The organism is Paenibacillus mesophilus, from assembly GCF_005938385.1.
Lineage (GTDB): Bacteria > Bacillota > Bacilli > Paenibacillales > NBRC-103111 > Paenibacillus_AB > Paenibacillus_AB mesophilus.
Map to the genome: position 1 here is coordinate 80,860 of NZ_VCRA01000009.1, position 13,222 is coordinate 94,081.

Sequence of the window (13,222 nt, forward strand, 5' to 3'; positions counted from 1 at the left end):
TATGCGGGGCATGGTTGTTCATATGTGGAACCCGTTATGCTATGATGGAGGGAGGATTTCAGGAATGGGGTGTGCGTAATGGAAAAGTTGATATTGATCGACGGCAACAGTATCGCGAGCCGGGCGTTTTATGCGCTCCCGCTGCTCAGCAATTCCAGCGGATTGCATACGAACGCCGTATTCGGCTTTACGACGATGCTGCTCAAATTGATCGAGGAGGAGAAGCCGACGCACTTCCTCGTGGCGTTCGACGCCGGGAAGGTGACGTTCCGGCATACGGAATACAAGGATTACAAGGGCGGACGGGCGAAAACTCCGCCGGAGCTGTCCGAACAATTCCCGCTCATTCGGGAGCTGGTCCAATCGTTCGGCATTCCCCAGTTCGAGCTGCCCGGCTACGAGGCGGACGACATTATCGGCACGATGACGCGGCTCGCCGACGAGAGAGGACTGCAGGTCATCGTCGTCAGCGGCGACAAAGATATGCTGCAGCTCGCATCGGAGCATGTAACGATCGCTTTGACCCGCAAAGGCGTCAGCGAGGTGGACCGATACACCCCAGAGGCCATTTCCGAAAAATACGGGCTCGTCCCCAAGCAGATCATCGATTTGAAAGGCTTGATGGGCGACGCCTCCGACAATATACCGGGCATTCCGGGCGTAGGCGAGAAGACGGCGCTGAAGCTGCTGCATCAATACGGCACCGTCGAGGAAGTGCTGGCCAAGGCCGATGAAATAAGCGGCAAAATGCAGGACAAAATCAAAGAGCATGCCGAAGACGCGCGTATGTCCAAGGAGCTCGCGACCATTTTCCGCGAGGTGCCGGTGGAGATGAAGCTGGACGAGCTGCAGTACGGGGGCTATGAAGGTCCGACGCTGGGCGCCATGTTCCGTAAGCTGGAGTTCAAGTCGCTGCTGGAGAAGATGGATTTGTCGGCGGGTGCGCCGTTGGACGAAGGAGCGCAGACGGCAATCGAGATCAAGATCGTCACGAAGGAATCGCTCGGGATGTTGGCCGACGACCTTCATGACGTGGAAGCCGTTCATATCGAAATCGTCGGGGAAAATCCGCACGTGTCCGAAGTGATCGGCTTGTCTCTCCTCACCTCGAAAGGAACAAGCCTGTTCGTGCCGGCCGAGCTGTTGGATACGCCCGAAGCCGGGGCTTTGCGGGATTTCCTCGCGAACGAGCATGCACCCAAAATCGTATACGACATGCACCGGACGGAAGTGGCGCTTCACTGGAAAGGCGTTCCGCTTCGCGGCGTTTCGTTCGACGTGCTGATCGCGGCTTATTTGCTCGATCCGACCGAATCGACGCATACGCTCCACGAGCTGGCCGGACGGTACAAGCTTTCCCCGATCCCGGCTGACGAGGATGTATACGGCAAAGGCGCGAAATTCAAAGTTCCCGAAGTCGGACGGCTCAGCGAGCATATTAGCCGCAAGGCCGACCTGCTGGCTCGACTCGTGCCCGTTCTGAAGGACGAGCTGGAGAAAAACGAAATGAACCGGCTGTATTACGAGCTCGAATTTCCGCTCGCCCGCGTACTCGCTTCCATGGAGAAGCAGGGCATCCGGGTCAACGCGGACGGACTGAAGCAGCTCGGAGGCGATCTGGGCAAAGCGATCGAGAAGCTCGCAGAGGGCATATACAGGGGTGCCGGCATGGAGTTTAATCTGAACTCGCCCAAGCAGCTCGGCGAAATATTGTTCGACAAGCTCGGCCTGCCGGTCATCAAGAAGACGAAGACCGGGTACTCGACGGACGCCGAGGTGCTGGAAAAGCTGGCTCCATACCACGAGGTCGTCTCCAGCATTCTGAACTACCGGCAGCTGGCGAAGCTGCAGTCCACTTACGTGGAAGGTCTGCTCAAGGAGATCCGCGAGGAAACCGGCAAAGTGCATACGTATTACCAGCAGACGATCGCCGCGACGGGGCGGCTAAGCAGCCAGTTCCCGAATTTGCAAAATATTCCGATCCGGCTCGAGGAAGGACGCAAAATCCGCAAAGTGTTCGTGCCTCAGGAGCCCGGCTGGAGCATTCTGGCCGCCGACTATTCGCAAATCGAGCTGCGCGTCCTCGCCCATATTTCCGGGGACACAAATTTGAAGGAAGCGTTCCTGAACGACATGGACGTTCATACGAAGACGGCCATGGACGTGTTCGGCGTGTCCGAGGCGGAAGTCGATTCGAACATGCGCCGCCAGGCGAAAGCGGTCAACTTCGGCATCGTATACGGCATCAGCGACTACGGCTTGTCGCAAAACCTGAACATTACGCGCAAGGAAGCGGGACAGTTTATCGAGCAATATTTCGCCGTCTTCCAAGGGGTGCGGCACTATATGGACGATATCGTCAAGCAGGCGCGTACGAACGGATACGTGACGACACTGCTGCAGCGCCGCCGGTACTTGCCGGAAATTAACGCGTCCAACTTCAATCTGCGCTCGTTCGCGGAACGGACGGCGATGAACTCGCCGATCCAAGGCTCCGCCGCCGACATTATCAAGCTGGCGATGGTGCAGATCGCCGAGCGGATGAAGGGCGAGAACGTCAGAAGCCGGATGCTGTTGCAAGTACACGATGAGCTCGTATTCGAGGTTCCGCAGGACGAGCTCGAGCTGATGAAGCGGCTTGTCCCGGAAGTGATGGAGAGCGCGCTCGCGCTCGACGTGCCGCTCAAGGTCGACGTCAATTACGGCGAGAACTGGTACGAGGCTAAGTAACGAAACTGAATATAAAGCTTGCGATCAAGCGAACAACAGGGAAGCTTATGTTTCCGGTTGTTCGCTTTTTTTTACGGAGCGGGCTTCCGGCTATTTTCGGTACATTTTGCGGTATTGCATCGGGGTACAGCGGGACATTTTTTTGAAAATTTTACCGAAATGCGCAGGGTCATGCAAACCGACTTCTTCCATAATGCGGTTCATCTTCCAATTCGTTTCGCGCAACAGCCTTTGCGCGTTCTTTATCCTTACCGTAGTCAAATATTCCACATAAGTGAATCCGGTCGTGCTTTTAAACAGTCTGCTTAAGTAATAGGGGCTGATGAAGAACCGGTCCGACAGCGACATCAGGGTAATCGGCTTTCCGCAGTTTTCATTTATATATCGGATGATCTCGGATATTTTCTGGTGTGTTGGGGTAGGATATTCGATAGGCTCGTTCATGATGTCCCTGTTTTGCCGCAAACTGAGAATCAGCAGTTCAAGAAGGGCGCTTTTGATGCTTGTATCGAATCCTTTATCTTTTGTCCGGTATTCGATCACCATTCGATCCAGTATTTCCTCGACCTTTTTCTGAATATGCACGGGCAAGGACAGAAGGTGTGTGCCGGTAGTAAATGGGGACTGCTCGTCATCGAGCCATACGGCATCCTGTGCAAGGAATCGTTTCGTGAAGTTGATCACAATTCTTTCGTGGAAGGGGACCGAAGTATTCGTTGCCCGATGAATTTCATAAGTGGGAATGAATAACAAATCGCCCGGCGAAACTTTGTACGTCCGGTTTCCGATCAAATAATTCCGCTCCCCGGAAATGAGGTAATACATCTCATACATTTCATGAAAATGGGGCGCCCGCATTTCCTCCGAAGTTTTGACGCTTTCCTCCAAATAAAAATCTCCGCTTAACGTCAATTTGTGAACCATTGTCCTCGCTCCTTTGGTTTTGAACGTATCATAACAAAGAGAGCAAAGTAAACCGCTTTTTTCGCAGAAAAGGCAAAAAAACCCGAAGAACCCATGGCTTTTTTATACTATATTGGATATGCGCATTCATGAAAGCGGCAGAGATGAAATAGGGACGGGGGCGGTAAGTACGCAGCAGGCTTGGCATTCGCGGAGGACCGGTATACAAGATGAAAGGGTGAGCAAACGAATGAACGTTTATACAAAACGGAAACGGAATTTGCGAGGTATGGCGCTGTTTATCATCGCGATAATGATAGCGCTTTCCGGATGCGGCAAACAAACAAACGTTTCGGATGAACCCGGCAGCAACGGAAAAGAACCCGCTATCGATACGACGCCCGTCACTTTGCGGGTATTTCTGCAGCAATCCCTTACGGATGCGGAAGTGAAAGAGATATGGGCCGAACCGTTAAAGAACAAATATCCCCATATTTCATTAGAAATCCAAAGACCGGGAAAAGGTGTTACAATCGATTCATTGATTGCTTCGGGCGAAACTCCGGATATCATCTATGCATTTAACGGCATATTGCCACAATATTATTTGCAGGATTTGTTGATGGATATGACTCCGCTGATCAAGCTGCATCAAATCGATCAGTCGCGATTCGATCCGGCGGTTATGGATTCGATCAAAGCCGTTTCCAAGGAAGGAACGTTGATCGCTCTGCCCTTCACCTACCAATTCACCGCCCTGTACTACAATAAAACGTTGTTCGACCGGTTCGGCATCGCTTACCCGAAAGACGGCCTGTTCTGGGACGAGGCGATCGAGCTGTCCAAAAAATTGTCGCGTTCGGAGAACGGCGTGAAATATGCCGGATTGGACGCAGAAACCGTTTCGAGGGTAGCACGGCCTTTGGCGGCGCTTAAAGTCGACGGCAAAACCGATAAAGCGTCCGTGAATACGGATGCTTGGCGGAAGGCGTTCGACCTCGTACGCTCCGTTTATACGATCCCGAACAATGAACGCCCCAAAGGTACGAACTCCTACAACAGATTCATGAAAGAAAAGAGCACGGCGATGCTGGCAACCGTCAACATTTTGGCGCTCGGCCTTGAAGATGCGATGAAGGAAGGGCTCGAGTGGGATCTCGCTCAATACCCGAGCTACAGGGAGTTTCCGAATGTGTCGACCATCGTGGACAGCCATATTTTTTCGGTTACCAAAACGAGCAAACATAAAGATCAGGCGATGCTGGCGTTGAAAGTATTCACTTCGGACGAGGTGCAGTTGAAAAGCACCCGAAAAACGGGAAGATTGACGGTACTCGCGAATGAGGAAATCAAAAAGCAGCTCGGAAAAGAGATGCCTTTCCTGCAAGGCAAGCATCTGGAGGGCGCTTACAAAGGCAAGATCATCGCCTCTCCGGTTTTCTCCCGATTTGAATTCGGCGCCAACAGCACCGCATTGGAAGATGCCATGTATCAGTACCTCGACGGCAAAGATATCAATACGACGCTGCGGGAATTGGAAGAGAAAATAAACAATAATATTGCGGGGCAAAAATAGCGCCGGATATATGCCGAAAGGCTATTTCACGGATAGGCGGTGCATGAAAAATGGCGGACACTATTTTATTCGGGACTGACCCTTACATGCGCAACTTGAAGGGGAGTGTGGCGAGAGAGTTCGATTATACTCGCGTGCCGGAAAGCGGGGACTGGGTCGGTTGGCAGCAATCGTTTCGGCAGCGTCTCGCGGACCTGTCGGGGCTGACCGGCATCAGGGAACTGAGCCGACATCTCCCTCTTTCTCCAAGAACGACGGAAGTGGCCCATTTTCCGGGTTACCGCAGAGAGAAAATGTATATTGCCGCAGAACCCGGAGTAGAGATTCCGTTTTATCTGCTATTGCCCGAGAGCGGTACAAAGCCTTTCCCGCTCGTGCTGACTCCTCACGGACATGGCAGAAGGGGAAAAGAAACCTATGTGGGCAACTTTGCGAGCGATGACGAAAAGCAGGCGGCGTTGGCCGGAGAACGGGATATCGCTCTGCAGGCAGTGAAGGAAGGGTACGCCGTGATCGCCATGGACGTTCGGGGTTTTTGGGAAATGTCGAGGGAAGAGGAGTTTTCCAAAAACAAAACTTCTTCTTGCGATGAGCTGCAGAAGCGCGCCTTCATGTATGGAAGAACGCTGATCGGCGAAAGAGTGCACGATATGGGGCGGCTAATCGATTACGCTTTCACCCGTCCCGATATCGATACAAGCCGCATCGCCATCACCGGGAATTCGGGAGGAGGCACCGTCTCTTTCTATACCGCCGCATTGGACGAACGGATCGCGGTATGCATGCCGGGCTCGTGCTTCTGTACGTATCTCGGCTCCGTGATGAACGTTCCCCACTGCCTGTGCAACGTCATCCCCGGCATCATGCAGTTGGGAGAGATTTACGATGTAGCCGGCTTGATTGCGCCGCGGCCGGTACTGTTCGTACACGGCATCCGCGACGCCGACTTTCCGATCGGGCATACCCGGGAGGCTTTCGCCCATGTACGTAACATTTACGAAGCGATCGATCGCAAAGGGACGGATCGTTGCGAGCTTTATGAAGGAGACGGCGGGCACCGGTATTACAAGGAACGGGTTTGGCCTTTTGTCCGGTTCATGTTCGATATCCGGCAATGAGCTTACCGTCAGCACTTTTCAATGAAGAAGCGCCGAAGCGACATCATGCGGCAAGTCGGACCGGATGACAATTTCGATAATATTGGTTAAACTCAAGGGAGAGCTTATAATGGGATAGAACCCGTATAAGATCTCCCTTTTTTTAGCGTTGAACGAGTTCCGATAGCGACATGATACTCAAGGAGGAACGATTATGCCTGAATTGCCGGAGGTGGAAACGGTTCGGCGGACGCTCGCCGGACTCGTGACGGGGAAGACGATACAAAGCGTCAGCGTGTCGCTGCCCCGGATCATCCAGCGTCCGGACGACATCGCGGCTTTCTGCACGATGCTGGAAGGGCGTGCGATCCGCTCCGTGGAGCGGCGGGGCAAGTTTTTGCGGCTGCTGCTTGACGGTCTCGTGCTTGTCTCGCATTTGCGAATGGAAGGCCGCTACGGGGTGTATGCAGGCGAAGATCCGGTCGAGAAGCACACCCACGTCATATTCCGGTTTACGGACGGAACCGAGCTGCGGTATAAGGATGTACGCCAGTTCGGTACGATGCACCTGTTCGACCAGGGCGACGATTTGGCGCAGCTGCCGCTCAGCAAGCTCGGTCTGGAGCCGCTCGACGCCGATTTCAGCATCGCCAAGCTTCGGGATGCTATCGCGGACAAGCCGACCAAGATCAAGCCGCTGCTGCTCAATCAGGAATATATCGCCGGGCTCGGCAATATTTATGTCGATGAGGCGCTTTATAAAGCCGGCATTCATCCGGAGCGCGCGGCGGATACGCTGACGAAGCGGGAGCTTGTGGCGCTGCACGATTCAATCGTCTCGACGCTGCGTGAGGCGGTGGAGGCAGGCGGCTCGTCCATCAAGTCCTACGTGAACGGACAAGGCGAGATGGGCATGTTTCAGCAGCAATTGTCGGCTTACGGCCGCAAAGGGGAACCGTGCGGCCGATGCGCGGAGCCGATCGTCAAAACCGTGGTGGCGGGACGTGGCACCCATTTTTGTCCGAAATGCCAGCCTTTACGAAAAGCGGCCCCGAGATCGGCTTCGACCCGGAATTGAAATCGCGGGGTGGCACCCATTCGTTCGAAGCTTCATAGGATGATCGTACGTACGGTCGCCTAGGTACGCAAGCTTGGGAACAGGAGGGTGTTTATGCCGCCTTTTGTATCGTTGGCCTTATTGGCGCTTGCCGTCAGTCTCGACGGATTCGGTGTCGGCGTTATGTATGGACTTCGAAAAATCCGGATCCCGTTTGTCTCGATTGTCATTATTTCCATTTGCTCGGGGCTCGTCATTTTTGCTTCGATGCAAATCGGGGTTTACATCGCCAAGTTTTTGTCTCCGTCCGTCGCATCGGCGATCGGGGCGGTTATTTTGATCGGAATCGGTCTATGGGCCATCGTGCAGATGTGGAGACAGCGTCCGGAGAACGATTCGCCGGAGGCCGATCCCGTCACGCAAGGCGGAGAGACGGGGCCGGTGCAGGCTGCGGGGGGCTCGATAGAGCCGCAGTCCATGACGGGCGGAATCCGCACTGTGCTGAGAATCGAGATGAAGAGGCTCGGACTGGTTATCGAAATTTTGCGCACGCCGTCTCTTGCGGACGTGGACCGGTCGGGCTACATCTCTTCATCGGAAGCGGTTCTGCTCGGTGCGGCTCTGTCGCTCGACGCCTTCGGTGCCGGGATCGGCGCGGCGTTCATCGGCTTTGCTCCGCTGGCGACGGCAGCGGTCATTGCGCTCGCCAGCGGTATGTTCATCACGACGGGGCTGCGGGTCGGATTGACTTACGCCGATACGAGATGGCTGCAGAGGCTCTCGGTGCTGCCGGGCTGCATTCTGATCGCAATGGGTATTCTGAAATTGATGTAAAGGCGCTGACGCTTATGAATATCGGATTAACCGGAGGAATAGCATGCGGTAAAAGCACGGTCGCGGCCATGCTCGTGCGGCGCGGAGCCATTTTGATCGACGCCGATCAAATCGCCAGGGAAGTGGTGCTTCCCGGCAGCCCCGCGCTGGCGCTTGTTGCCGAACGGTTCGGGCAAGGGGTTCTGCAGGAGGACGGCAGCTTGAACCGGAAAGCGCTGGGCGAAATCGTGTTTCGGGACGAGGCCGCACGCAAAGATTTGGAAGGGCTGCTGCACCCCCGGATTCGCGCGCTGATGCGCGAGCGGATGGAGACGGCCGAGCGGCTCACGCCGGACAAGCTCGTTGTCGTCGACGTTCCTCTTCTATTCGAATCAAAGCTGGAGCCTATGTTCGAGGAGACGCTTCTTGTCTATATACCTCGTGAACTGCAGCTTGTCCGGCTTCAAGCGAGAGACGGGATCACCTTGCAGCAGGCGGAAAGCCGGCTGGCGGCGCAAATGCCGATCGAGGATAAACGGAGGCTGGCCGACAGGGTCATCGACAACAGCGGCACGATCGCAGAGACCGAGCGTCAAGTGGACGAATATTGGATACGAAAGGAATCGGAATGAAGGTTTTTCGAAAAAAACGGGTATTCGCTCTATTGTTCGTTTTTTTTCTGGTGCTGTTATTTTACAATTCGGACTGGCTCGGAAAATGGATTTATCCGATCCGGTACGAGCAGGATATCGCCATCAGTGCGAAGAATTACAAGGTTGATCCGTTTCTGATAGCTGCCATTATTCGTGTGGAAACGAATTTCAATCCCGACAAAGTGTCCAGGAAAGGCGCGGTCGGATTGATGCAGCTCATGCCGGATACGGCCGAGTGGATCGTGGAGCGGGCCGGCTATGCCGAAGAAACGTCACGCTCGCTTCATCGCGGGGATGTGAATATCGAAGTAGGTGCCTGGTATTTGAATTCGTTGTATAATCAGTTTGACAACAACCAGATCGCCGTGCTGGCCGCTTACAACGCAGGCCCCGGCAATGCCCGCAAATGGCTGGAGAACGGAACCTGGGACGGAACGCTCAAACATATCGGGCAAATCCCGTTCGGCGAAACGAGACATTACGTGCAGCGCGTGCTTTATTACTATGACAAATACGCCAAGCTTTACGCCGAGCGGTTCTCAGCGTAAGGGAAGCGAGCACATACTTGAACATAATGAAGAAGTGCCGGACAAGCTCCGGCAAGGAAGCGGGTCCAGCACTTCTCATGTATCATAAAGTAAAATTAGCGGGCTTGGCCGGCAAGTTGCTGCTCGGCGATTTGCACCAGCTTACGAGTAATGTTACCCCCGATCGCACCGGCGTCACGGGTAGCCATGTTACCCATGTAACCGTCTTGAGGGATTGCAATACCCAACTCTTGAGCTACTTCATATTTCAGTTGGTCAAGAGCAGCGTTAGCTTGAGGAACGACAAGCTGGTTGCTGGAACGGGATTGTCCTTGTGCCATTTTGTTTCACCTCCTCCGTCGATTGTAATTGTATTATGTGCGGAATTCGGCAGTTCATTACAGGTATTCAATGGTAAACGATTTACGATTTGCCAGCTTTTGCTCCGCAAAAGCTCAGTTTATGCTTACGATGCTAGCTTTTGCTCCGCAAAAGCTCTGAGGAGGGAACCGTCGTCATGAAATGCCCTTTTTGCGATTATTCCGGAACGAAAGTGCTTGACTCCCGCCCGGCGAACGACAACAAATCGATTCGGCGCCGCCGCGAATGCGAGAAATGCCAACGACGGTTCACCACCTTCGAGATGGTGGAGGAAACGCCGCTTATCGTCATCAAGAAGGACGGAAGCCGGGAGGAATTCAGCCGCGACAAAATGCTGCGCGGGCTGATCCGGGCTTGCGAGAAGCGGCCGGTGTCGGTCGAGCAGCTGGAAGCGATCGTATCGGAGGTCGAGAAGGATATGCGCAGCCAAGCCCACGCCGAGGTAGCCAGCCGGGATATCGGCGAGCTCGTCATGGAGCAGTTGTATCCGGTCGACGAGGTCGCCTATGTCCGGTTCGCATCCGTATACCGTCAATTCAAGGACATCGATATGTTTATGAAAGAACTGACCCAATTGCTCGGCAAACATACCGAGCCGCCGGGCAAATAATCGTTCGCATCTGGAAGAGCCTTCCTAAAGAAAGGCTCTTTTGACATTTCGGGATTCGGTTCGCAACGTCACTGAGGACGGTTTGGATTTTTGCCGGCCAGCAAAATGCCCGGAATGCTCTCCAGCAGACTGTCGTCATCGTCGTTTCCTTCATAATTCGGATCGTTTACGATCGCATAAGCTTCTCCTTCGCTAAGATGACGCTGATTGCCGGTATATTTCGGTTCAAGCTCGCGGATTTCTTCTTCATCCATATGGGCTCAGCCTCCTTTCTCCGTAGCGTTCCGCGAATGCGGGCGAGGCATACGAGCCAGTTGTTGGCCGGGCGCCGATAAAAATCGGCTGCGTGAAGTTTGTTTTAATCGTAATAATAACGCTTTATTGACTTCGAAGCACGATTTGGATTACATCCTTCAGGCATGGGATGAATCGGCTTAGGACAAGGGCTGTCCTCAAGACAGCTTAATTGTCCAACTTTTTTAAGTATGAACGCTTTCGACGGGAACATTCGTTTGGTATAATCAAATACAACCAAACGTTAATGGGGGGGGGGGAGGTGAACAGATGCAAACTGTAACCGTCCAGATTCGAATCTATCCAAGTCGTCCAGAATTGCTGCGTAAGCATGGCGCCGTATATGTCGCAACTGTGAACAGTCTCACCAAGCAAGCCGAAGCACTTGGATCGTTCCCAAGGCTTACGTCGAAAAACGTTGAAGCCGAGCTTCCGTCAGCCATACGGAATCAAGTCATTCGGGATGCGCGAAGCATCCATACCAAAACGATCGATCAGAGAGTCCAGCGACTGACGGTCTCTGCTCGTATAACCGAACGAGAGCAACGATTGCTTTCAAGCGGCAAGCTCGGGCTTTTGAAAGTCGTCGAAAAGTCTGGTAAGTGGTTTGTTCAGATTTCCGTAAACATACCGGTAGAGAAAACACCGGTTGTCGGAACGATGGGGGTTGACCTGGGATTGAAAGTCCCCGCTGTTGTCGCCACATCGACAGGCAAAACCAGGTTTATCGGGAATGGCAGACAAAACAAGTACGTCCGTCGCAAATACCAGTCGCGCCGCAGGAGGCTGGGCAAGCTTAAAAAGCTGTCCGCCATCCGCAAGCAGAACAACAAGGAACACCGTTATATCAAGGATCAGAACCACAAAATCAGCCGAAGTATCGTGAACATGGCGATCGAAGAGAGCGTTTCGGTCATCAAGGTCGAGAAACTTTCAAACATTCGCCAGACGACAAGAACAAGTCGTAAAAACGCCAAACACCTGCACAATTGGTCATTCTATCAATTGCAAATGTTCATCGCCTATAAAGCGGCATTGGCGGGCATTCGGGTCATCGAAGTGAATCCCGCCTATACATCGCAAACATGCCCAAAATGCGAAAAGCGAAATCATGCAAAGGATCGAATGTACCGATGTACATGCGGGTTTCATGCACACCGCGATCGGGTAGGGGCAATCAACATCATGCGCCAACCTGTGGCAGATGGCGTTGCCCTTAGCTTTCTGCGAAAGCCCTTGGGTAACAGTCTGCCAGCCTAAGATGCTATAGGCACTGTCTTAGGACGGGCTGATGGCACAGCCCTGAACTTGGGAGTTGTACGAAGCAGAAATGAACGGAGTGCGCTAACTACCCAAGAATCCCACGGCTTTAGCCGTGGGAGTGTCAAAGTAGTAGCAATAACGAAGAAAGAACGGTGAAACGACATGAACCTTCAATCTAAGGAGCGGGTTGTCCCGGTATATTTGCTGTCCGGCTTTCTCGGCAGCGGCAAGACGACTTTGCTCAAACGGTGGCTTACGGCGGCTGAAGCGGAAGGGATGAAGCCGGCCGTCGTCATGAACGAGCTGGGGGAGGTCAATTTGGACGGGATCGAGATCGGCCGGGACGTCCGAATGGCGGAAATGCTCGGCGGCTGCATATGCTGCACGGTTCGCGGCGATTTGGGCATGGAGATGCTGAAGCTGATCGAAGAGCACGAGCCCGACATCCTGCTGATCGAATCGACCGGGGCGGCGAATCCGCTCGACATTATCGATGCGGTAGGGGACGCCTCGATGCTGAAGAAGGTCGAGCTGAAGCATGTCGTGACCGTCGTCGATGCGAAGCATTTGCAGGCGCAGCGGGATAAAGGGAAGGGCCAGACGTATCGTCTCATGAAGGAGCAAATCCGCTGCGCCACCGTCCTGCTCTTGAACAAAACCGATTTGGTCGCTGAGCCGGAAGCGGACGAGCTGGAACGGTTAGTCCGGGAGTGGAATCCCTATGCGACGATTCATCGCACGGTAGGGGCCGCCATCGATATCGGATTGCTTGCCCGATATGATACGGATGAAGACACAGCGCCAAAACGCCCGCAGCGGATATCGGAAGCCGAGGCATGTCATTGCGGAGAAGCTCATCCCCATACCCATCCGGATCACGGACATGGACATGGCCACCATACGCACGAGCACGTGATGGCCTATACGCGCTACTTCGATCGTCCTATTAACAGCGAAGCTTTCGAGGCGATGATGGGGCGGCTTCCGGACGACGTGTATCGGGCGAAGGGCATCCTTACGTTTTCCGATACGTCCTCGCGCTTTATGTTCCAGTACGCTTACAAACAGCTGGACCTGATGAAAATAAATCCTCAAGGCGAGGTGCCGGACGTCGCCGTGTTCATCGGCGAGCATTTCGACAAGCTCGGGCTGGAGCGCGAAATCCGGCAGTTGACCGGAGAATGATGCTCCGGCAATCACCCAAAAAGTGACGCTTATCCTTCGAAGGTTACGTCGGGTACTTTTCGGGGACCCGAATACCGGAAGTTTTTCACTAGCGATAAAAGAAGCCGCCCGGATGTCGATTCGTTCCGGGCGG

At 53.8% G+C, this 13,222-nt stretch carries 13 protein-coding genes; 10 read left to right on the top strand and 3 right to left on the bottom strand.

Translation table 11 applies throughout. The features are described from left to right. The first annotated feature begins 78 nt into the window (after positions 1–78). On the top strand, positions 79–2,730 hold the full coding sequence (gene polA, locus FE783_RS17560; protein ID WP_138880690.1) for a DNA polymerase I: 2,652 nt from the start codon (positions 79–81) through the stop codon (positions 2,728–2,730). A gap of 90 nt (positions 2,731–2,820) precedes the next feature. On the opposite strand, the gene FE783_RS17565 is transcribed toward polA, so the two are convergent. Next, positions 2,821–3,654, bottom strand: a complete 834-nt coding sequence (locus tag FE783_RS17565) for an AraC family transcriptional regulator (RefSeq protein ID WP_138880691.1) — start codon at positions 3,652–3,654, stop codon at positions 2,821–2,823. 229 nt (positions 3,655–3,883) lie between these two features. Between FE783_RS17565 and FE783_RS17570 the strand changes: the two genes are divergently transcribed. From FE783_RS17570 to FE783_RS17595, 6 genes are all read left to right on the top strand, one after another. Then, on the top strand, positions 3,884–5,209 hold the full coding sequence (locus FE783_RS17570) for an ABC transporter substrate-binding protein (RefSeq protein ID WP_158301885.1): 1,326 nt from the start codon (positions 3,884–3,886) through the stop codon (positions 5,207–5,209). A 50-nt stretch (positions 5,210–5,259) separates the two neighbouring features. Next, positions 5,260–6,327 (top strand): alpha/beta hydrolase family protein, encoded by a 1,068-nt coding sequence (locus FE783_RS17575; RefSeq protein WP_138880693.1) that lies wholly within the window; start codon positions 5,260–5,262, stop codon positions 6,325–6,327. 193 nt (positions 6,328–6,520) lie between these two features. Continuing rightward, entirely contained in the window at positions 6,521–7,384 is an 864-nt protein-coding gene (gene mutM, locus FE783_RS17580; protein WP_138880694.1) for a DNA-formamidopyrimidine glycosylase, read from the top strand. Positions 7,385–7,477: 93 nt separating this feature from the next. Beyond that, entirely contained in the window at positions 7,478–8,197 is a 720-nt protein-coding gene (locus FE783_RS17585; protein ID WP_138880695.1) for an MntP/YtaF family protein, read from the top strand. 14 nt (positions 8,198–8,211) lie between these two features. Then, complete coding sequence (gene coaE / locus FE783_RS17590; RefSeq protein ID WP_138880696.1) at positions 8,212–8,808, top strand: dephospho-CoA kinase; 597 nt, start codon at positions 8,212–8,214, stop codon at positions 8,806–8,808. Further along, positions 8,805–9,377, top strand: a complete 573-nt coding sequence (locus FE783_RS17595; RefSeq protein WP_138880697.1) for a lytic transglycosylase domain-containing protein — start codon at positions 8,805–8,807, stop codon at positions 9,375–9,377. Before coaE ends, FE783_RS17595 begins: the two co-directional genes overlap by 4 nt. 95 nt (positions 9,378–9,472) lie before the next feature. On the opposite strand, the gene FE783_RS17600 is transcribed toward FE783_RS17595, so the two are convergent. After that, positions 9,473–9,697, bottom strand: a complete 225-nt coding sequence (locus FE783_RS17600; protein WP_138880698.1) for an alpha/beta-type small acid-soluble spore protein — start codon at positions 9,695–9,697, stop codon at positions 9,473–9,475. A gap of 176 nt (positions 9,698–9,873) precedes the next feature. Between FE783_RS17600 and nrdR the strand changes: the two genes are divergently transcribed. Next, the gene (nrdR, locus tag FE783_RS17605; protein WP_138880699.1) at positions 9,874–10,347 is read left to right on the top strand and encodes a transcriptional regulator NrdR; all 474 of its coding nucleotides are present in this window, start codon (positions 9,874–9,876) and stop codon (positions 10,345–10,347) included. A gap of 68 nt (positions 10,348–10,415) precedes the next feature. Here nrdR and FE783_RS17610 read toward each other — a convergent pair whose 3' ends face one another. Next, positions 10,416–10,601 carry a hypothetical protein gene (locus tag FE783_RS17610; RefSeq protein WP_138880700.1) on the bottom strand — a complete coding sequence of 62 codons (186 nt, stop codon included), beginning with the start codon at positions 10,599–10,601 and terminating at the stop codon, positions 10,416–10,418. 310 nt (positions 10,602–10,911) lie between these two features. Here FE783_RS17610 and FE783_RS17615 point away from each other — a divergent pair, with 310 nt between their 5' ends. Both FE783_RS17615 and FE783_RS17620 read left to right on the top strand, forming a co-directional pair. Further along, positions 10,912–11,901 (top strand): RNA-guided endonuclease TnpB family protein, encoded by a 990-nt coding sequence (locus tag FE783_RS17615; protein WP_138880701.1) that lies wholly within the window; start codon positions 10,912–10,914, stop codon positions 11,899–11,901. A gap of 165 nt (positions 11,902–12,066) precedes the next feature. Continuing rightward, entirely contained in the window at positions 12,067–13,089 is a 1,023-nt protein-coding gene (locus FE783_RS17620) for a CobW family GTP-binding protein (RefSeq protein WP_138880702.1), read from the top strand. Positions 13,090–13,222 lie beyond the last annotated feature (133 nt).